Source organism: Rhodococcus sp. EPR-134 (genome assembly GCF_001647205.1).
In the GTDB taxonomy this organism is placed as follows: Bacteria; Actinomycetota; Actinomycetes; order Mycobacteriales; family Mycobacteriaceae; genus Rhodococcus_F; species Rhodococcus_F qingshengii.
In genome coordinates, this window is record NZ_LVCT01000360.1 from 25,728 (window position 1) to 46,325 (window position 20,598).

Sequence of the window (20,598 nt, forward strand, 5' to 3'; positions counted from 1 at the left end):
GCACAGCAAAGTGACTATTCGACCTCGAACGTCCCGGTCAGGGTTGCACGCGCAATCGCGTGATGGAACACGTTGAAACCGAGGAACGCCGGCGACGAATCAGGGGTGACTCCGTCGAGCGCCTCCACGTCGAGGGCATGCACCGCGACGATGTAGCGATGCGGACCGTGCCCGGGAGGCGGGCCTGCACCGATGAAACCGAACCCACCACCGTCGTGGCGGAGGGTGACGGTTCCGGCGGGCAGGACATCGCTGTCCGCCGCGCCGGCACCGGCGGGGAGCTCGGTGACGGAAGCGGGGATGTTCGCCACGGCCCAGTGCCAGAACCCCGACGCAGTCGGTGCGTCCGGATCGAACACCGTCACGACGAAGCTCTTCGTCTCGGCCGGAAAGCCGGACCACGAGAGCTGCGGTGAGATGTCTTCGCCACCGGGGACACCGAAGGCTCCACTGGCCTGAGCAAGCTTCAGCGGCTGGCCCGCAGTGATGTCGTCACTGGTCAGCTCGAAACTCGGAAACTTCGGCAATGGTTCGTACGGATCGTGCGCCATGCGAATCCTTTCTGTGACAAGAGAGCTCGATGTGCGTCGAGCTCACGGATCTATCTACGTGCTCGTCAGGAATTGAGCAGGAAATGTTCCAGAACACGTGTCCCGAACAGTAGTGCGTCCACCGGAACGCGCTCGTCGACGCCGTGGAACAGCGCGCTGAAATCCAGCTCGGGCGGCAACTGCAACGGCGCGAAGCCGAAGCAGCGAATGCCCAGTTTCGCGAATGCCTTCGCGTCGGTTCCGCCGGAGAGCATGTACGGAACTGTGCGAGCCTCCGGATCGTGGGCGAGGATCGCCTCGTTCATGGCGTCTACGAGGTGGCCGTCGAACGTTGTTTCGTACGAATCCAGCTTGGTGATCCACTCGCGGGTCACGTCGGGACCGATCAGTTGGTCCACCGTGCGCTCGAATTCGGCCTGCCGTCCCGGCAGCACGCGGCAGTCGAAGACCGCCTCGGCAGTCTGCGGAATGACGTTCGCCTTGTATCCGGCCTTGAGCATCGTCGGGTTCGCCGTGTCACGGAACGTCGCCCCGATGATGTTGGCGATCGTCCCCAACTTCGCGAGAGTCCCGTCGATGTCGGGTGATCCCGGATCGAAGTCCAATCCGGTCTCTTCGCCGACGGCGGTCAGGAACTCCGCGACCGAATCCGAGATCACGATCGGGAACTGGTGGGCAGCAAGCCTCGAGACCGCGCCGGCGAGTGTCGCGACCGCGTTGTCGTCGTGGAGGAAGGAGCCGTGTCCGGCGCGTCCCTTGGCAGTCAGACGCATCCAACCGAGGCCCTTTTCCGCAGTCTCCACGAGGTAGAGCCGGCGGTCGGTTCCGTCAGGCCGCGGAACCGTCAGCGAGAAACCGCCGACCTCACCCACGGCCTCGGTCACTCCCTCGAACAGATCCGGGCGGTGCTCGACCAGCCACTGGCAGCCGTACTTTCCGCCCGCTTCCTCGTCCGCCACGAAGGCGAACACCAGATCACGCGGCGGTACGACGCCTTCCGCCTTGAACTGTCTGGCCAGGGCCAGGATCATCCCGACCATGTCCTTCATGTCCACGGCGCCACGCCCCCAGACGTAACCGTCCTGGACGGTGCCGGCAAAGGGATGGACGCTCCAGTCGGCGGGCTCGGCCGGAACTACGTCGAGGTGACCGTGAAGCATCAACGCACCACGACCAGACTCGGCTCCCTTCAAACGAGCAAAGACATTTCCTCGGCCGGGTGCTCCGGACTCGACGTATTCCGTCTCGTAACCGACTTCTTGAAGCTGCGCGGCAACCCACTCCGCGCACGCACGCTCGCCTTTGGTGGTTTCGAGTTCTCCCGTGTTCGAGGTGTCGAAGCGGATGAGGGAACTGACCAGTTCGACTACTTCTGCTTCGGCTCTGCTCGGATTCGGATTATTCGGGGTTGTGGTCATTCCACTTTCCTACCATCGAATCAAACGACGCGGGCGACCGGAATGCCCCGCAACCTGGCGATTTGGGGCAGCTCACCTAATCGGATACTCTTTTCCAGCACCGAGAAATCGGGGCCGAGTCCGAGTGGCGGAATGGCAGACGCGCTAGCTTGAGGTGCTAGTGTCCTATTAACGGACGTGGGGGTTCAAGTCCCCCCTCGGACACTCTGTGTTGAGACAGACAGGAAAAGCTCCGGTTCATCGAACCGGAGCTTTTCTCGTAATTGGCGAAGTTCCCGCACCAGGGAACAGTCCGCGCGAGCGGCGATCGAGATGGAACAGAAGTTCGAAGTGGATACAGACACCAAGAAGTCGGATGCACTGCAGGCAGATTCGCTGGAAACAGCCGATTCAGAATCTGCTCGAGCCGAACTCACCGGACTCGACCCCGCGGAACTCGAAATCTGCCTGAAGGTCCTTTCCGAAGCCGCCGAACTCGACGACGAGCATCCCGATTCGATCACCATGCAGCGCGCTGTCGGCCATCTGTTCAAGCGACTCAAGAAGAAGCGTCGCCTCGCCTCGCGCGCAGCCGTCAACGAAGCCGACCGCCAAGTGGTCGCTGCGACTGCCACCGGTTCACCCGATCGCATCGACGACGAGACCGCAGGCATTCCGATCAAGTCGAACACCGCCGGCGCCTCCGCCGGCACGCTCATCAAGGCGCGGCCGTGCTACATCTGCAAGCAGCGCTACACCGCAGTCGACGCCTTCTACCACCAACTGTGCCCCGATTGCGCTGCCACCAGCCGCAGCAAACGTGATGCCAGCACTGATCTCACCGGCCGACGCGCACTTCTGACCGGCGGCCGCGCGAAGATCGGCATGTACATCGCGTTGCGCCTGCTGCGTGACGGCGCACATCTGACCATCACGACGCGATTCCCCAACGACGCGATCCGCCGATTCAAAGCGATGGAAGACAGCAACGACTGGATTCACCGTCTGCGCATCGTCGGCATCGACCTCCGCGACCCCGCCCAGGTTGTTGCACTCGCGGATTCCGTTGCCGCACAGGGTCCACTCGACATCCTCATCAACAACGCCGCGCAAACCGTCCGACGCTCCCCCGGTGCCTACGGCGCTCTGGTCGACGCCGAGTCCGGAGCGCTGCCCGCCGGTGAACTGCCTGATGTCCTGACCTTCGGCAAGACGAGCGACGCTCACCCCGCGGCTCTGGCCGGATCGCTGTCGGATGTCGCAAGCATCACCTCCGGAAATCTGTCCGCCGACGCGGTCAGTTCACTCGCACTCGTCGCCAAGTCGGCTTCACCCGATCGCATCGAGCAAGGCATCGCCATCGACGCCGGCGGGCTGCTGCCGGACCTCGCGCACACCAACAGTTGGGTCCAGACCGTCGAGGAGGTCGATCCGATCGAGCTTCTCGAAGTCCAGCTCTGCAACTCGGTCGCGCCCTTCATCCTCGTTTCGCGCTTGCGCCCGTCGATGGCCGCGGCCGCTGCACGACGCAAGTACGTCGTGAACGTTTCCGCCATGGAAGGCCAGTTCAGCCGCGCGTACAAGGGCCCTGGCCACCCGCACACCAACATGGCCAAGGCAGCACTGAACATGCTGACCCGCACCAGCTCCAAGGAAATGCTCGACGACGGCATCCTCATGACCGCCGTCGACACCGGTTGGATCACCGACGAACGCCCGCACTTCACCAAGATGCGGTTGGCCGACGAAGGTTTTCACGCACCACTCGACCTCGTCGACGGTGCCGCCCGCGTCTACGACCCCATCGTTCAGGGTGAACTGGGCGTCGACCTGCACGGCTGCTTCCTCAAGGATTACAAACCTTCGCCGTGGTGATCGGCAGTACGCCGCATTCGTGATGGGCAGCACCCAGCCGCCCCGATGTGGCGATCTCGTCACCCCCAAACCCCCGTGTCGAGTAGCTCATTTCAGGTAGAGCACAGCATTGCAGGCGATAATGGAGCCGACACTGCTCACCGACTCGGAGGAACCATGACGATCGCCGTCGTACACAAGGACAGCCCGGAAGGCCGTGCCGCAATCGTGGCCGCTGCACGGGAATCCGTGGGTCGAAGCGAGGAACTGCTGGTTCTGCACGTCCTGGACGACGTCAACATCGGAGGCACGGTCAACCTCGGAGACACCGAGGACGATCGGGCCGCTCTTCGCGGCGAGATCCAGTCAGCGCTCGACGCCGGTGGATTCTCGGAGACGAAGTGGGATCTGCGCACCACCGAGCACGACGGCGATCCGGTTACCGCACTCGTCGACCTGGTCCACGACGCGGGTGTCGATCTCCTGATCGTCGGAACACGCCGGATGTCCCCCATCGGCAAGTTCCTCCTCGAACGCCCGCTGCAACGCCTGTTGCTCGAAGTCGAGGCTCCGATCCTCGTCGTCAAGGAGCCCCTCCCCGCCGAGTGACCGCGGTCACATCACTTTCGACTACTCGTTTGTAGGCTGGCTCCATGACTGGAACCTCGCCCGCCCGAGAACTCGACATCATCGTCTACGGAGCGAGCGGCTTCGTCGGTAAGCTTCTCGCCGACTACCTCGTCAAACATGCTCCCGAAGGCACGAAGATCGGCCTCGGTGGCCGCTCCCTCGAAAAGTTGGCAGCCACTCGCGCCGATCTGGGTACTGCCGCTGCCGATCTCCCCTTGATCATCGCCGACGCCGACGACGCAACCGCACTGAAGGCACTCGCCCAGCGAACCCGGGTCGTCGCCACCACGGTCGGCCCGTATGCCAAGTACGGCCACGCCCTTGTTCACGAATGCGCCTCCGCCGGAACTCATTACGTCGACCTGACCGGTGAGGTGCTGTTCCACCGCGAGAGCATCGACGACAACCATGAGCTGGCGGTCTCGACCGGTGCCAAGATCGTCCATTCCTGCGGATTCGATTCCATCCCTTTCGATCTCGGAGTTCACGTCCTGCACGAGAAGGTCGCCGCCGACGGCGCCGGCGAGCTCACCGACACCACCCTGGTGGTCACGGCCCTGCGCGGCGGCGTGAGCGGTGGCACCATCGATTCGCTTCGCAACCAAATCGACGTGTCGAAAGACGATGCGCGCCTGCGGAAACTTGCTGCCTCGCCGTACTCGCTGAGCCCCGATCGTGATCGGGAGCCCGAACTCGGACGCCAGAGCGACGTGAGCGTAATCGACGGCAAGAAGATCGATCCGTCGTTGAAGGGGTGGAAAGCGCCGTTCGTGATGGCGTCGTACAACACACGAGTCGTCCGTCGCAGCAATGCGCTCCGAGAGTGGGCGTACGGCAAGAAGTTCAAGTACAGCGAGGTGATGAGCGTCGGCTCATCGGTGGTGTCACCGGTGATTGCGGGCGGCGTGGCGGTCGGCCTCGGCGCGCTGGTCGCCGGACTCGCTCTACCTCCGACACGTTTCCTTCTCGACAAGGTCTTGCCGGCTCCCGGTGAAGGTCCGAGCGAGAGCACCCAGAAGAAGGGCCACTTCACGCTCGACGTGTTCACCACGACCACGACCGGCGCCCGATACACATCACGAGTGAAGGCGAAGGGCGACCCGGGATACAGCGCGACGGCGGTAATGCTCGGCGAATCTGCGTTGTCGTTGGCGAAGGACCAAAAGGCTCTTCCCCCGGCCACCGGCGTTTTGACTCCAGCGACAGCGCTCGGCGACGTCCTGGTCGAGCGTCTACGCGCGGCTGGTTTCGAGATTTCCGCGCGCAAACTCTAGACAGAACGAATTTCACTTGATCGTTTCAGCTCTTCGCGCCCGATTATCGCAGCTCAGGGCGCGGACAGCGGTGGGAATACTCCCAGGTAACATTGATGTTGGTTCATGGCATCCATATGTGATGCTCCGCTTTCGGAAAAGTGAGGCTATTCATGACTGAGCGCGTTCAGGTCGGCAGTCTTCAGGTTGCCAAGGTTCTCTACGACTTCGTGGTCGAGGAGGCTCTTCCCGGCACCGGTGTAGACGCCGAAACGTTCTGGGCCGGCGCCGACAAGGTCATCACCGAGCTCGCACCGAAGAACCGCGACTTGCTTGCCAAGCGTGACGATCTGCAGGCTCAGATCGATCAGTGGCATCGCGATCACGCCGGCGCTCCCATCGACGCCGCCGCGTACAAGGCGTTCCTGCAGGAAATCGGCTACCTCCTGCCGACGCCTGCCGAGTTCTCGGTCACCACCGCGAACGTCGACACCGGGATCACCTCGACGGCCGGCCCGCAGTTGGTCGTGCCGATCCTCAACGCGCGCTTCGCACTCAACGCGTCCAACGCCCGCTGGGGTTCGTTGTACGACGCGCTGTACGGCACCAACGCCATCTCCGAGGAGAACGGCGCCGAGAAGGGTTCCGGCTACAACAAGGTCCGCGGCGACAAAGTCATCGCCTGGGCGCGTGAATTCCTCGATGCGGCAGCACCTCTCGCGTCGGGATCGCATGCAGATTCAACCAAGTACGTTGTCGACGGCAGTGAACTGAAGATCACGTTGGCAGACGGTACTGTCACCACGCTCGCCCAGCCGGAGAAGTTCGTCGGCTACCTCGGCGAGAAGGACGCACCGACGAGCATCCTGCTGCTCAACAACGGATTGCACGCCGAGATCCAGATCGACGCCTCGTCCCCGATCGGCAGCACCGACGCCGCCGGCGTCAAGGACGTCGTTCTCGAATCCGCCGTCACCACGATCATGGACTTCGAGGACTCGGTCGCCGCTGTCGACGCCGACGACAAGGTTGTCGGCTACCGAAACTGGTTGGGTCTCAACCGCGGTGACCTGTCCGAGGAGATCAAGAAGGGCGCCAAGTCCTTCACCCGCACGCTCAACGGCGACCGTAAGTACACCGCAGTCGACGGCAGCGAACTCAGCCTGCACGGTCGTTCGCTCCTGTTCGTCCGCAACGTCGGTCACCTCATGACCAACCCCGCGATCCTCGACGCCGACGGCAACGAGGTCCCCGAGGGCATCCTCGACGCCTTGATCACCAGTGCCTGTGCAGTGCACGGCCTCTCGATCAGTGACGCCAACGGACCGCTCGACAACAGCCGCACCGGCTCGATCTACATCGTCAAGCCCAAGCAGCACGGTCCCGAGGAAGTTGCCTTCACCACCGAACTGTTCGGCCGTGTCGAGCAGGTCCTCGGGCTTCCGGAGAACACGCTCAAGGTCGGCATCATGGACGAGGAGCGTCGTACGACGGTCAACCTCGCCGCCTGCATCAAGGAAGCCGTCGACCGCGTCGTGTTCATCAACACCGGCTTCCTCGACCGCACCGGCGACGAGATCCACACCTCCATGGAAGCCGGCGCGATGGTGCGCAAGGCCGAGATGAAGAAGCAGAAGTGGATCGGTGCGTACGAGGACTGGAACGTCGACACCGGACTGGCCTGCGGCCTGCAGGGCAAGGCGCAGATCGGCAAGGGCATGTGGGCCATGACCGAGCTGATGGCAGACATGCTCGAGCAGAAGATCGGTCACCCCAAGGCCGGCGCCAACACCGCATGGGTACCTTCGCCGACCGGCGCAACGCTGCACGCGACGCACTACCACCGCGTCGACGTATTCGCAGTTCAGGACAGCCTGAAGGGCAAGCCTCGCGCGAGCGTCGACGACATCCTGACCATCCCGCTCGCTCCCAGCACCGACTGGACGGACGCGGAGAAGAAGGAAGAGCTCGACAACAACTGCCAGTCCATCCTCGGCTACGTGGTCCGTTGGATCGACGCGGGCGTCGGCTGCTCCAAGGTTCCCGACATCCACGATGTCGCGCTCATGGAGGATCGCGCCACGCTGCGCATCTCGAGCCAGCTGCTCGCCAACTGGCTGCGTCACGGCATCGTCAGCGAGAGCGACGTTGTCAGTGCACTCGAGCGCATGGCCCCGGTTGTCGACCGTCAGAACGAGGGCGACGCCGAGTACCGCAACATGGCACCTGATTTCGATTCCAACATCGCGTTCCAGGCTGCCAAGGAACTCATCCTCGAAGGCGCGAAGCAGCCCAGCGGATACACGGAGCCGATCCTGCATCGCCGCCGCCGCGAGTACAAGGCCGCCAACGCCTGATTTCACCTTCTTCGAACTCGAAGCTGAACCCGAACAGCCTCGGCACCGCTCCCGGTGTCGAGGCTGTTCGCGTAGGCCCCGAAGTTTCGTCACTAGACTGGCCGAGGACAAAGTCCGTTCAACAGACATTCTTCGAGTGACCAAGGTAGGGCAAGGTACGTGGGCGAACATCGCGGCGGGTCAGGCGCCAGAGGTATCAGTAAGGGGCCGATTCTCGTCGTCGTGCTGATCGTCTTGATCGTGGCAGGCTTCTTCGGATGGAAGGCCCTCAGCAACCGGATCGACCATCAGGGACAGCAGGCAGCCGGTACGTGCGTCGAGGGCAACAAGACACTCGACGTCACCGCGGATCCGTCCATAGCCCCACAGGTCGAGGAACTGGCGAAGCGGTACACCCAGACCTCGCCGGTGGTGCGTGATCACTGCATCGCCGTCGTGGTGCACGGTGCGCCGTCCGCGTCGGTCTCGACGGCACTCGAAGCCGGTCCGGCGGCCCCCTGGGACGACGCAGCATTGGGACCGCGTCCCTCCCTGTGGATCCCGACGAGTTCGTTCGAACTCGCGCCACTGTCGGGCAAGGCCGTGATCAACGGTGATCCTCGCTCGCTCGCGAGTTCCCCGATCGTTCTGGCAGCCGGTCCCGAGACCGCGGCAGCATTGGCCGGCGCAGCATCGAGTTGGAAGTCTTTGCCGTCCGATCTGACGGTCGCCCTGCCGGTCGGAAGTACCGAAACCTCGATGGCTGCACAGGCGATCGCTGCCGACGTCGCCGATGCGGGTGCCGGTCCGGTCACGACGGATCAGGCGAAGTCCGCTCAGGTCAACGCTGCGCTCAGTGCACGGGCGTTGCAGTTCCAATCCTTGCCGACTCCCCCCTCGTCCACCGCCGAAGCCCTCGGAGCACTGAGCGCCGGAACACCGGATTCGGTGAAAGCCGTTCCGGCCACGGAACAGTCGATAGCGCAGAGCGCGAACGCGGCGATGACGACGTACTCCCCCGCCGGCGCAACGCCAGTCGCGGACTATCCGGCGGTCATCGTCTCGGGCAGCGGGATCGACGAAACCGCGTCGCGCGCAGCGGCACAGTTTGCCGATTTCATGCGTGAGCCGAATCAGTCACAGTTGTTCGTCGGCGCCGGTTTCCGGGTCGAGGGCCAAGACCTTCCCGATCTCGGGGCGGTGTCCCCGGCCAAGATCTCGTCCACGTTGAAACCGGCTTCGGCGGAGACCGCAGCGGCGCTCGGTGACATAGTCGCCAACCCGGTCTCGCCGCGTAGTGCCACCATCCTGATGGACACGTCGGCGTCGATGGGTACCGACGACGGTGGCACTACCCGCTTGGCGAACGTTGCCTCGGCGGTGAATACCCAATTGGGTCGCAGCCCTGACGCTTCGGACATCGGCCTTCGCGAGTTCAGCACGGGCACCGACGGAAAACCGTCCGAGCGCATCCTGGTTCCGGGCGGTTCACTGTCCGAGCCGAATCGGCGTGCCACGATCACCGATTTCCTCAACGGGCTTCGGGCCGGCGGAAAGACCTCCAAATACCCGGCGCTTGCCAGCTCCTACAAAGCCGCCGTGGACGGTTTCGACGCGGGGCGAGTCAACTCGGTGCTGCTGATCACCTCGAGTACGCCTGACGAATCCACCACGACGCGAGCCGAACTGCTCAGCGCGATCGCCGCTGCGGGCAATCCGTCGCGTCCGGTACAGGTCGACGTGATCGTCGTCGGTGCGGGCGACGACGTCTCCACACTCCAAGACGTCTCGGATCGGACGGGCGGCACATTGGTTCGGGTCGATTCGACGTCCGACCCCGCTCTCGCGGCCGCAGTGACCAAGATGCTGTCCTGATGGGGCGCGTCGCGGTTTTTGCAGTCCTTCTCGCCCTTCTGACCTGGTTCCTGCATCGCCGACTCGTTCGCGCCACCGGCATCCCGAGGCGATGGGCTCGTCTCGCCGACACTGCGCTTGTCGTCTTGGCGGTCTCGACGCTCATCGGGGTCGGCAGCGGCGAAGTCTTTCCGACATCGTGGGCGCGACCGATCGGATTTGTCGGATGGGTCTGGCTGGCTTCGTGGCTGTATCTGATTCCCGGACTGCTCGTGATCGGCCTGTTCGCCGGGATCGGTCGACTGCGTGCACGCCACACGGATACCACGACCGAAGTCGACCCAGCCAAGCGTCGTACGTTGCAGTTGGCTACAGCAGCAGTCACTCTCGCGGCGATCGGCACCGCCGGCTACGGCGTCTACGAGGCGTCGGGCCCCAAGATTTCCCGCGACCGCGTGCCGCTCGCTCGTCTACCTGAGGGCTTCAACGGATACCGGATCGCCTTGATCACCGACCTGCACGTGGGACCGGCCCGCGGGGTCGACTTCACCCGCAAGGTGGTCGATATCGTGAACTCGCAGAATGTCGATCTGATCGCGATCGGCGGCGACCTCGTGGACGGAACCGTCGCGAAAGTTGCTCCCGATCTTGCTCCGCTCGCCGATCTTCGGGCGCCCGACGGAATCTTCGGAGTCAGCGGAAACCACGAGTTCTACGCCGACGACGGCGGCAAATGGCTCGACGTGTGGGAGACATTGGGGATCACCACACTTCGCAACAGCCGCACCTCGATCCAGCATGGCGGCGATACCATCGACATCGTGGGCATCCACGACTACACGTCGCCGGCCCCGTACGAGCCGAACCTGACTGCCGCGCTCGCAGGTCGCGATCCGAATACTTTCGCCTTGCTTCTCGCGCACGAACCGCGTCAAGCGATCGAGGCGTCCGAGATGGGTATCGATCTGCAACTGTCCGGGCACACTCACGGCGGTCAGATGTGGCCGCTGCGGTATCTTGTTCCGCTGCAGCAGCCTTCGGTGCAAGGCTTGGACAGGGTCGGAAACACAGTGCTGTACACGCCGCGCGGCGCCGGGGCTTGGGGTCCGCCGGTACGCGTCGGCGCCCCGCCGGAGATCACTGTTCTCGAACTCGTACACGAGAGGTGATGATCTCCGGCGGGCACACGCCTTAGTTGCCTGCGAACGCTTCGATCGGCGGGCAGGAGCAGACCAGGTTGCGGTCGCCATGTGCACCGTCGATACGACGCACGGACGGCCACACCTTCGGGCGAGCCTTGCCACGCGGGAAGACGGCGATCTCACGCGAGTACGGGTGATCCCACTGCGCTGCAATGCTTCCCGCAGTGTGGGGAGCACCGCGTAGCGGGTTGTCCTCCACCGTCCACTCGCCGGCGCCGACGCGATCGATTTCGCCGCGAATAGCGATCATCGCCTCGCAGAACTCGTCGATCTCTTCGAGGTTCTCGCTCTCGGTGGGCTCGACCATCAGTGTGCCGACCACGGGGAAGCTCATGGTCGGTGCATGGAAACCGTAGTCGGCCAGACGCTTTGCCACGTCGTCGACGGTGACGCCAGTGTCCTTGGTCAACCCACGGAGGTCGAGGATGCACTCGTGCGCGACCATGCCGTTCTCGCCGGTGTAGAGAACCGGGAAGTACTCGTCGAGTCGACGCGCGATGTAGTTGGCCGACGCAATGGCGGTCAGGCTGGCGCGGCGCAGGCCCGCAGCACCCATCATCCGGATGTAGGTCCAAGTGATGGGCAGAATGGACGCACTGCCGTACGGCGCTGCCGAGATCGTTCCTCTACCACCGAGTTCGGGGGCCATCGGGTGTCCGGGCAAAAACGGCGTCAAGTGTGAGCGCACACCGATCGGGCCGACGCCGGGTCCGCCGCCGCCGTGCGGGATGCAGAAGGTCTTGTGCAGATTCAGGTGGCTGACGTCGCCGCCGAATCGGCCCGGACGGGCAAGGCCGACAAGCGCATTGAGGTTGGCGCCGTCGACGTACACCTGGCCACCGGCGTCCTGTACCGCTGCGCAGATGTCGGCGATCTCGTGCTCGTAGACACCGTGCGTTGAAGGGTAGGTGATCATGATCGCGGCGAGACGCTCGGCGTGATCGGCGATCTTCGCGCGCAGATCGTCCACGTCGACGTCACCGTTGGGACGGCAGGCGACAACCTCGACGCGCATCCCGGCCATGACGGCAGAAGCCGCGTTGGTGCCGTGAGCGCTCGACGGGATGAGGCAGGTGTCGCGATGGTCGTCACCCCGGCTGAGGTGGTAGTTGCGGATCGCGAGCAGGCCCGCGTACTCCCCCTGGCTGCCGGCGTTGGGTTGCAGGCTGACGTTGTCATAGCCGGTGACCGCGACCAGCCAGTCTTCGAGATCCTTGATGATCTTCAGCAGACCAGGCGCATCCGATGTCGGCGCGAACGGATGGATCGCATTGAACGCGGGCCAGGTGATGGATTCCATCTCGGCGGTCGCATTGAGCTTCATGGTGCACGAACCCAGCGGGATCATGCTGCGATCGAGGGCGATGTCCTTGTCGGACAGCGCGCGCAGGTAGCGAAGCATTGCCGTTTCCGTACGGTAACGGGTGAAGGCTTCGTGCTGCAGGTAGTCGGACGTGCGCTCCTGAGCAGCCGGAACCGAGTTGCCCTCAGCTTCGATGGCGACAACAGCATCCTCGATACCGAACGCGTCGAGCACGGCAAGGACGTGGTCGGCGGTGGTGGCCTCGTCGCAGGAGATACCGACATGATCGGCATCGACCAGACGCAGGTTGATCCCGGATTCCTTGGCCGCAGCGACGACGTCGGCCGCCTTGCCCGGAACCTGAGCGAGCACGGTGTCGAAGAACGAATCGTGGACAACGGTCACGCCGCCTTCGCGCAGGCCGTTTGCCAACGCGTGTGCGCGGGCAGCGACGCGCAACGCAATCGCCTTGAGTCCCTCGGCGCCGTGGTAGCTCGCGTACATCGCAGCGAGGATGGCGAGGAGCACCTGAGCGGTACAGATGTTGGACGTCGCCTTCTCGCGGCGAATGTGCTGCTCACGTGTCTGCAGCGCCAGGCGGTATGCCTTGTCTCCGTCGGCGTCGATGGAGACGCCGACCAAGCGGCCGGGCAGCTGACGCGCATGCTTGGAGTGCACGGCCAGGTAACCGGCGTGCGGTCCGCCGTATCCCATGGGAACACCGAAACGCTGGGTGGTTCCGAAGCACGCATCCGCGCCGAGCTCACCGGGTGAGGTGATGAGCGTCATCGCGAGGAGGTCTGCGCCGACGGCAACCAGTGCGCCGCGCTCGTGAGCTTCCGCGATGATCGAGGTGTAATCGACGACTCGTCCCGAGGCACCTGGGATCTGGGCGATGACGCCGAAGAAGTCACCTTCCGGAAGACCAGCGGTGAGGTCCGCGGAGACGATCTCGATGCCGAGCGGCTCGGCGCGAGTCTCGATGACGGCGAGGGTCTGCGGGTAGAGATCGGCGTCGACGACAAATCGTGGGGACTTGCTGCGGTTCGCGCGGCGCAGGAGCGTCATGGCTTCGGCAGCGGCGGTGGCCTCGTCGAGCATCGACGAGTTTGCCAGTTCCATGCCGGAGAGATCGGCGACCATGGTCTGGAAGTTGAGGAGGGCTTCGAGACGGCCCTGGCTGATCTCCGGCTGATACGGGGTGTACGCGGTGTACCAGGCCGGGTTCTCGATGATGTTGCGCAACAACACCGGCGGCGTCAACGTGTCGAAGTAGCCGAGGCCGATCATCGACGTCGCGACGGTGTTCTGGGCTGCGAGTGCAGTCAGTTCGGCAAGTGCCTCGTGCTCTCCGACCGGAAGCGGCAGAGCGTCGAGTCCGGCAGCGATGCCGTTCGGGGCAGCGTCGAGGATGACGGAGGGAACGGCCTTGGTTGCCAGTTCGTCGAGTGAATCGACCCCGACGAGTTCGAGGATGCGCGCGAGTTCCGCGGCGTTCGGACCGACATGGCGGTCGGCAAATATACGGCTTGCAGCGTCGATCACGACAACTCCCAGACAGATCGGAGGATCAGGACACACACCGAACTGCGGTGTGTTCCTCCCCCTCTGTCGCATGCTCGATTCCCGAGCGCCTGAGAGATTCGGTAGTGATCCGCCGAAGGCGGAAGCCACAGCCTTTCCCCGTCGGCGGGTGGGTTGTCCCACCGCTTTCCAGAGGCGTCGGAGCCCGTACGGTCCTTGGTGCCTGAGAGATTGACGGGGAGGTATTGCTCCTTCGGCGCCCTGATCCCGCTCACGACTGACCTTTGAGACAAAGACTGAAACAAAGACAAGTTCGGTGAATCGGTATCCGAGGCTCTCCCGTACGCCGGCGACGCAGGCCCAGTCTAGTTGACCGAAACGCCTACCTGCACCGTGGCATCCTCCAAAGAGATGTGACGTACGTTATCCGGTTTTGCGGCTGGCGCGATTCTTGCGTCGCGAAGCCAACTCGTCTTCCGGGTTGGGATCACTTTCACCGCCGTCGGCCCGCTCGGCGGGGAAGTCGGCGATCGTTCCGGTGAGTTCACGCATCGCGCCACTGACTGCGATGCCGAATACGCCCTGCCCACCCTGGAGGAGGTCGACGACCTCTTCGGGGGACGTGCATTCGTACACGGTGGTGCCGTCGGAGAACAGAGTGATGTTGGCAAGATCGCGGACGCCACGCTTACGGAGGTGATCGACGGCAACGCGGATGTTCTGCAGTGAGATGCCGGTATCGAGCAGACGCTTCACGATCTTCAGAACGAGAATGTCCTTGAAGGAGTACAGACGTTGGCTTCCGGATCCGGCAGCGCCACGGATCGACGGAACAACCAACGACGTCCGTGCCCAGTAGTCGAGTTGGCGGTACGTGATCCCGGCGATCTGGCACGCACTGGGTACTCGATATCCGACGAGGTCGTCGGGGATGGAATCGTCCGGGAACAGGCCCGGCTGCAGCTCTTCGGAAGACATTTCTGCAGTCGCGGCACTACCGGCTATGCCCGTCCCGCGCTCATTCGACTGTTCTTCCACTGCCGTCTCCCTCTCGCTTCGCCATCATGTAACCAACCTGTGCTATCAGCAGTCACGAGAATCCCGTGCCGACCGAACTTTCAGATGTGAATCCAAGGCAGGTAATTCCATGAGTGGACTTACCCAGAGTACGCCTCGATCGACAAGGCGAGAAGATCTCCACCGCACGCAACGGTAAGTCCAGGAGGGTGCATGGTCAACGCAACACGCCGACCGAGACTCAACCTCTACTTGAGAGTTGAAGACTAAAGTCCGCAACCAGTCAATTCAGGCTAACCATCAGTGGCTTTGAAATCGTCCGGCGAGATGGTGTCGAGGAATTCCTTGAACTTCTCGACCTCGTCTTCGCGCTCGTCGGGAATGACCAGACCGGCCTCGGCGAGAACAGCCTCCGACGCGAAGATCGGAACGCCGATGCGCAGGGCCAATGCAATCGAGTCCGACGGACGTGCCGAGACAGTGGTCTGCTCGTCGAAGACGAGATCCGCGTAGAAAGTGCCCTCTTGCAGGTCCACGATCCGAACTTCCTTGAGGCTCCGACCGAAAGATTCGATCAAGATCTTGATCAGGTCGTGAGTCAGCGGCCGCGCCGGCTCGACTCCCTGTTGTTCGAGAACAATCGCGGTAGCTTCGGTTTGCCCGATCCAGATCGGCAGGTACCGATCGCCGTCGGACTCTCGCAGCAACAGGACCGGCTGATTCTGAGGCTGCTCGACACGAACTCCGATCACACGCATTTCGCCCATCGAGCTTGCCTCCAACCTGACGTGATCCAGCCGACCGACTCCGATGCGGTCGTACTGAAATTCTATTCGAGTGTGCCCCGCTGATCGAGGAACTCAGCGATCGAGACTTCCCCGAACTGCCGATTTGACCAGACACGTGTGCAAAGTCAGTGACAGAGCGGCCAGCTCCCGCACCATTTCCTCGGCACGATCACGTGCTCCGGCGTCACGACCCTTGGCAACCGGTCCGGCGATCTGAGTCACCAGCCCCGCTTCGCGATCAGCAGCCAACTTGAACGCCCGCAGATGGCGAACCTCCAAGCCGTACTCGGACATCGCCTTAGCGGTGCGCGCCAACGTCACGGCATCCTCGTCGAAGAATCCCGCCGCGCCGGGAACGACCAAACCGGTGCGGATCAGATCGGTCAGAAACCGATCGTCGATGTCAGCGCGCGCGAGAAGATCCTGACGACCGACTCGAACTTCGCGATCGACCCGGAACGCCTCGGGTGAGACATCGCCCGTAGCGATCGACAGGACGCGAGCACGACGAGGCGCAGGAACTTCTGCACTCACCGTCGCTGCGCCACTGTCGATCGCTTCGAGTTGTTCTTTGATCACTTTGAGCGGCAGGTACTGATCGCGTTGAGCGGTCAGCACGAAGCGAAGACGCTCGCAGTCCTCGACAGAGAATCTGCGGTATCCCGACGGTGTCCGTTGCGGGCTGATCAAGCCCTCGGACTCGAGGAAACGGATCTTCGAAATCGTCACGTCGGGAAAATCTGGACGCAACCGATCCAGCACGGAACCAATCGACATTCCGGGCTGGCTCTGCTGCCGCACTGCCGTCATTAGCTACCCGCACCTGCTGACGACTCGCCGACCTGCGAACCGCCGGCACGAGGGCCGGTGAGGAACACCAGACGGAACTTGCCGATCTGAACCTCGTCACCATTCGCGAGAACTGCCGAATCGACAGGCTCACGGTTGACGTAGGTGCCGTTGAGGCTTCCGACGTCGACGACGTGGAAATCTGCATCTTCCTGACGGAACTCGGCGTGACGACGGCTGACGGTCACGTCGTCCAGGAAGATGTCGCTGTCCGGGTGCCGACCTGCCGACGTCGTCGGCTGATCGAGCAAGAAGCGGGATCCTGCATTCGGTCCCCGCTTGACCACCAGAAGTGCGGCTCCGGCGGGAAGGCCTTCCACGCCCGAAACCGGCTGCTCGGCGGCCGGTGCTGCAGAGGAGGTGTTGTCGAGCTCATTGAGGAAGTCCGCGCGGAAAACCGAAGTGGTCTCCGCCGGCGACTCCCCATAGCCCGCGTCGTTACCGTTCTCGCTCACTGTTTCTCCTCCTGGGTCAATCATCCAGATCATGAATCACTGGACTACGCAGTGCACTTTCTTCACGAGCATCTTTCACAGTCACGTTCGATACGGCCCTGCGCCCCGACTCGGCACATGCGTACCTAACGACCGTACCCTGCGCAGACCGCCGTGTGCAGCGAGACAGGCCGCGACACAACACGAGTTGGCCGGTCCACGCGCAGGTTTTCTACTCGGACGTGAGTCCCTTGTATGCCTCCGCGTCCAGAGTTGCCGCGAGTGCGGCGTCGAGTGTGGCCTCGTCGGCAACCTCGAGTTCGACCAACCAACCCGTGTCGTACGGGTCGGTGTTGACGAGGTCGGGCTGTCCGTCCAATTCACCGTTCGCTGCAAGAACTTTCGCAGTGAACGGAGCAAAGATGTCGGAGACGCTCTTGGTCGACTCGACCTCACCGAGCGATTCACCGGCGGTCACGTCTTCGTCGACAGCGGGAAGCTGGACGAACACGACGTCACCGAGCTGCGACTGAGCAAAGTCGGTGATACCGACTCGAACTGAGGTCGGGCCGGTTCGCTTCACCCACTCGTGCTCCGCGGTGTAGCGCAGATCGGTAGGTGTATCGAGCTCACTCACAGTGGCTTCCTTTCACAGGCCGTCCGAAAGTCGGACGCAAAAAGATCAATTTCCGGGTTGAGCGTATTGGCGCGGATTCAATTGTCGCAAGACGGAGATCGTGACCTGCTGCGATTGCTCGACGGACGACGTTCCGCCATTGCGTGCGACATTGTCGAAGACGCCTCCGGGAATGTTCAACGCTGCCGCCAATGTCGGCGGATCTCCGATCGCGGTCACAGTGTACGGCTGCTCGATCCGGGTTCCGTCCAATTCGATCTCGCCGCCGCGCCCACTCACCCACGAGTTCACGCCGATACGAATGGGTTCGCCGTTCGCACCTGCGATCGAGATGGCTTCGGCACCGGCAGCACGCAGTTCCTGGATGAGATCGAGAATCACTTCCGATCCGACGCCGCCCGCCGGATCTGTCAGGGTCATCGTCACACCCGGTCCAGTGGCCGGAGCGGTCCCCACTTGAATGGAGAGTGAGGTCAGCCGCGCCCGCGCCTCGTCCAGCGCTGCTCCCGTGTTGCCACCGGCTTCCAAAGTGGCAAGCGATTCCTGAAGATTCGCGACTTCCTGCCTCAGCGCGGCTTCGCGCCGATTCAAATTGTCGAGAACCACCAGGAGGTCGGCAGGGCGCGCGGCGTCGAGTGAATCTCCGGCCACTGTGCTGCGTACCTGTGTGGCAATCGCAACGCCGAGCACGCTCAACAGCACAGCAGCGAGGATTGCGAAGACGACGTTGGTGCGGTGTTTGGACGGTGAACGCAACTCGTGACGACCTTCACCCGCAGTGGTGACGGGAGGTTCTTCTTCCGGTTCGGTCGTGGAATGTTCCGCCATGACTCACGCTCCGAACAGCCGGCGTCGCAATGCCGCTGCGTTGCCGAAGATCCGGATACCCAACACGACGACGATCGCCGTCGAGAGTTGAGTACCGACACCCAACTGATCACCGAGCCAGACGATCAACGACGCGACGAGCACGTTGAAGACGAAGGAAACCACGAACACCTTCGCGTCGAAGATTTCGTCCAGATACGCGCGTAGTCCACCGAAGACGGCGTCGAGCGCCGCAACGACAGCGATCGGACGATAGGGCTGGATCACGTCGGGCACCTGCGGGCTGAAAACTACGCCCAGGACGATGCCGACGACCAGTGCTGCGAGTCCGTACAGGGCGGAACCGGCCTTCATCGAACTCCTTCTGTCACTTGGGTTCTGTGGGTTCTGTTGCCACTCGGACGGCGCGAGGCGCCGCAGGCGGCAGAGTCAACGAATCGTCTTCGGCCACCGCGAAACCGACTCCGTACAGTTGCGAGACGCTAGACATTCTCACGTAGGCGTCGCTGACGACGAATTTCCGCTGCAGTGCTCGCGTGTCTCCGATCGCCTCGACGAGGTACGGGGAGAAAACAGGTTGGTTGTCGACGAGCATCGCGCCGCCCGCCTGACGGATGGTCACCGTCGGCCCGATTCGCACGCCGCCGACGGCGATCGCCTCCGCTCCCCCAGCCCACAGGGCGTTTACGACGGTCTGCAGATCGCGATCGAGGACAACTGTCTTACCGCCGACACTCCGTTGCGACGCATCCGAGAGGTTCGGGCGTCCGGCCGGGTCCGTCAACGTCACCACCAGTCCCTCCCCGTGAACAGCTTCGGCTCCTGCGCCGGATTCGACCGCTCGCAGTTGGTCGAGGACGGCGCTGCCGCGTGCATCGCCTTCGAGCGCCACGCCGCGCGCGGCGTCGACGGCGCCGCCGAGTGAATCGCGGGACGCGGCCAGTGAATCGATTCGATCCTCCGCATCACGGACCTTCGCCACCAACTCGCTTCGAACCTCTTCGGTGCCGGTCACCTGCTTCGTCGCTTGAACAGCCGAGACCGTGACGATGAACCCGATCAACAGTGCGCCGAGGGCCAGCCACGGCCCCGTCTTCGAGGATCTGTTCTTGGTGTGCTCGTGCTGGCGTTCGAATGCAGTTGCCTCGTAGCCCGGGTCGAGATGTTCGGTCATGAGTGACCGAAGCAGCGACGGTACCGGGTTACGACGGACGTCCTCCCCGGTCGACTTCATCGGGGCACGACCTCGTGGGTTCGCGCAACGTCAACGGCCTTGAGCACGTAGATCGCGGCAGTCCACACGTACAGGACGGTTCCCCAGATCAGGAAAGCGAAACCGAAGGCATGGGTGAACGGTCCGATGGCCCAGTCTCCGTGCCCGGCAAGAATCAACGGCAGAGCGAACATCAGTAGGAAGGTCGCAGCCTTGCCGAGATAAACCACCTCGGGCGGTGGCAGGCCACGCCTGCGGTAGATCGGCAGCGTCAACGCAACCAGAAGATCACGGCCGATGAGTATCGCTGCGACCCACCAGGGAATGAAATCGCGGGCGACGAAGGTGACCAGTGTCGTCACGACGTACAGACGATCGACCAGCGGGTCGAGAAGCGCTCCCAGACGCGAGGTCTGTCCGAGCACTCTGGCCAGCTTGCCGTCGAGCCAGTCGGTGAACCCGCTGAGCATCAGCAGCGCCAATGCCCAGCCGTCCGAGTGCGTGACGAGCAGCAGGTAGGCGAACAGCGGCAGAGCGAGTAGACGCACGATACTGAGCACGTTGGGAACAGTGAGAATCCGATCCGTGGGGATCGGTTCTTGTTCGCCAGAGTTCACTGCACACACCTCGCGTCGTTCGATTGCCGTGCGGCCAGCTTTCCACAGCACGACGGACTATTCGCCGAGGCGCCGTAGCCTGAACAGTCCCGAGCGTGTCGAGCTGCCCCTATCTCCAGGCGAACACCGGCTGCTCGAGCTTGTCGATGCGCGTGTGCCGTCCGTTCAGCACTTCGCGGAACTGATAGATGACGGCTCCGGTCGGCGCATGGATCAGGCTCGTTCGGAACGGCCATTGGATCACCGGGTTCGGTGACTCCGCGATGGTGACGAAGCGCGAGTCCACGTCGAGCTCCTCCGACGTGACGGCA

The 20,598-nt window shown here is 63.2% G+C and carries 18 protein-coding genes, 1 tRNA gene, 1 pseudogene and 1 riboswitch; of the genes and pseudogenes, 7 read left to right on the forward strand and 13 right to left on the reverse strand.

What is annotated here, in order from left to right:
• Window positions 1-14: 14 nt before the first annotated feature.
• Both A2J01_RS16195 and A2J01_RS16200 read right to left on the reverse strand, forming a co-directional pair.
• The gene (locus A2J01_RS16195) at window positions 15-551 is read right to left on the reverse strand and encodes a YbhB/YbcL family Raf kinase inhibitor-like protein (RefSeq protein ID WP_064113096.1); all 537 of its coding nucleotides are present in this window, start codon (window positions 549-551) and stop codon (window positions 15-17) included.
• Between the two features lie 65 nt (window positions 552-616).
• Window positions 617-1,969, reverse strand: a complete 1,353-nt coding sequence (locus A2J01_RS16200; protein ID WP_003946170.1) for a M20/M25/M40 family metallo-hydrolase — start codon at window positions 1,967-1,969, stop codon at window positions 617-619.
• Between the two features lie 118 nt (window positions 1,970-2,087).
• On the opposite strand from A2J01_RS16200, the gene A2J01_RS16205 reads away from it, so the two are divergent.
• The 7 genes from A2J01_RS16205 to A2J01_RS16235 all read left to right on the forward strand — a co-directional run bounded on the left by A2J01_RS16205 (window position 2,088) and on the right by A2J01_RS16235 (window position 11,044).
• Window positions 2,088-2,173: transfer RNA gene (locus tag A2J01_RS16205), tRNA-Leu, on the forward strand.
• A 108-nt stretch (window positions 2,174-2,281) separates the two neighbouring features.
• Complete coding sequence (locus A2J01_RS16210; protein WP_074447104.1) at window positions 2,282-3,823, forward strand: SDR family NAD(P)-dependent oxidoreductase; 1,542 nt, start codon at window positions 2,282-2,284, stop codon at window positions 3,821-3,823.
• A gap of 156 nt (window positions 3,824-3,979) precedes the next feature.
• Window positions 3,980-4,411, forward strand: a complete 432-nt coding sequence (locus A2J01_RS16215; protein ID WP_003946198.1) for a universal stress protein — start codon at window positions 3,980-3,982, stop codon at window positions 4,409-4,411.
• Between the two features lie 44 nt (window positions 4,412-4,455).
• On the forward strand, window positions 4,456-5,706 hold the full coding sequence (locus tag A2J01_RS16220) for a saccharopine dehydrogenase family protein (protein ID WP_064113097.1): 1,251 nt from the start codon (window positions 4,456-4,458) through the stop codon (window positions 5,704-5,706).
• A 152-nt stretch (window positions 5,707-5,858) separates the two neighbouring features.
• Window positions 5,859-8,042, forward strand: coding sequence for a malate synthase G (locus A2J01_RS16225; RefSeq protein WP_064113098.1), 2,184 nt, complete (start codon window positions 5,859-5,861; stop codon window positions 8,040-8,042).
• A gap of 159 nt (window positions 8,043-8,201) precedes the next feature.
• Window positions 8,202-9,896 carry a VWA domain-containing protein gene (locus A2J01_RS16230; protein WP_058038818.1) on the forward strand — a complete coding sequence of 565 codons (1,695 nt, stop codon included), beginning with the start codon at window positions 8,202-8,204 and terminating at the stop codon, window positions 9,894-9,896.
• Entirely contained in the window at window positions 9,896-11,044 is a 1,149-nt protein-coding gene (locus tag A2J01_RS16235; protein WP_064113099.1) for a metallophosphoesterase, read from the forward strand. Before A2J01_RS16230 ends, A2J01_RS16235 begins: the two co-directional genes overlap by 1 nt.
• A gap of 22 nt (window positions 11,045-11,066) precedes the next feature.
• Here A2J01_RS16235 and gcvP read toward each other — a convergent pair whose 3' ends face one another.
• The 11 genes and pseudogenes from gcvP to A2J01_RS16290 all read right to left on the reverse strand — a co-directional run.
• Window positions 11,067-13,925, reverse strand: a complete 2,859-nt coding sequence (gene gcvP / locus A2J01_RS16240) for an aminomethyl-transferring glycine dehydrogenase (RefSeq protein WP_064113100.1) — start codon at window positions 13,923-13,925, stop codon at window positions 11,067-11,069.
• Between the two features lie 53 nt (window positions 13,926-13,978).
• A riboswitch (glycine riboswitch) is annotated at window positions 13,979-14,107 on the reverse strand.
• A gap of 220 nt (window positions 14,108-14,327) precedes the next feature.
• Entirely contained in the window at window positions 14,328-14,882 is a 555-nt protein-coding gene (locus A2J01_RS16245) for a MerR family transcriptional regulator (RefSeq protein WP_021344354.1), read from the reverse strand.
• A gap of 332 nt (window positions 14,883-15,214) precedes the next feature.
• Window positions 15,215-15,688, reverse strand: a complete 474-nt coding sequence (locus A2J01_RS16250; RefSeq protein WP_003946194.1) for a bifunctional nuclease family protein — start codon at window positions 15,686-15,688, stop codon at window positions 15,215-15,217.
• Window positions 15,689-15,781: 93 nt separating this feature from the next.
• A complete protein-coding gene (gene ftsR, locus A2J01_RS16255; protein ID WP_003946161.1) occupies window positions 15,782-16,519 on the reverse strand; it encodes a transcriptional regulator FtsR in 738 nt (245 codons plus the stop codon).
• Complete coding sequence (gene garA, locus A2J01_RS16260) at window positions 16,519-17,013, reverse strand: glycogen accumulation regulator GarA (protein ID WP_003946166.1); 495 nt, start codon at window positions 17,011-17,013, stop codon at window positions 16,519-16,521. Before garA ends, ftsR begins: the two co-directional genes overlap by 1 nt.
• A gap of 211 nt (window positions 17,014-17,224) precedes the next feature.
• Window positions 17,225-17,629 carry a glycine cleavage system protein GcvH gene (gcvH, locus tag A2J01_RS16265; protein WP_003946160.1) on the reverse strand — a complete coding sequence of 135 codons (405 nt, stop codon included), beginning with the start codon at window positions 17,627-17,629 and terminating at the stop codon, window positions 17,225-17,227.
• A gap of 45 nt (window positions 17,630-17,674) precedes the next feature.
• A complete protein-coding gene (locus tag A2J01_RS16270; RefSeq protein WP_047270499.1) occupies window positions 17,675-18,457 on the reverse strand; it encodes a DUF881 domain-containing protein in 783 nt (260 codons plus the stop codon).
• A 3-nt stretch (window positions 18,458-18,460) separates the two neighbouring features.
• The gene (locus tag A2J01_RS16275) at window positions 18,461-18,811 is read right to left on the reverse strand and encodes a small basic family protein (protein ID WP_064113101.1); all 351 of its coding nucleotides are present in this window, start codon (window positions 18,809-18,811) and stop codon (window positions 18,461-18,463) included.
• A gap of 13 nt (window positions 18,812-18,824) precedes the next feature.
• The gene (locus tag A2J01_RS16280) at window positions 18,825-19,691 is read right to left on the reverse strand and encodes a DUF881 domain-containing protein (protein ID WP_003946177.1); all 867 of its coding nucleotides are present in this window, start codon (window positions 19,689-19,691) and stop codon (window positions 18,825-18,827) included.
• A complete protein-coding gene (locus A2J01_RS16285) occupies window positions 19,688-20,287 on the reverse strand; it encodes a CDP-alcohol phosphatidyltransferase family protein (RefSeq protein ID WP_064113102.1) in 600 nt (199 codons plus the stop codon). The genes A2J01_RS16280 and A2J01_RS16285 overlap by 4 nt, the downstream gene beginning before the upstream one ends.
• Before the next feature lie 109 nt (window positions 20,288-20,396).
• Window positions 20,397-20,598 (reverse strand): annotated as a pseudogene (locus tag A2J01_RS16290) (coenzyme A pyrophosphatase); the annotation flags it as partial.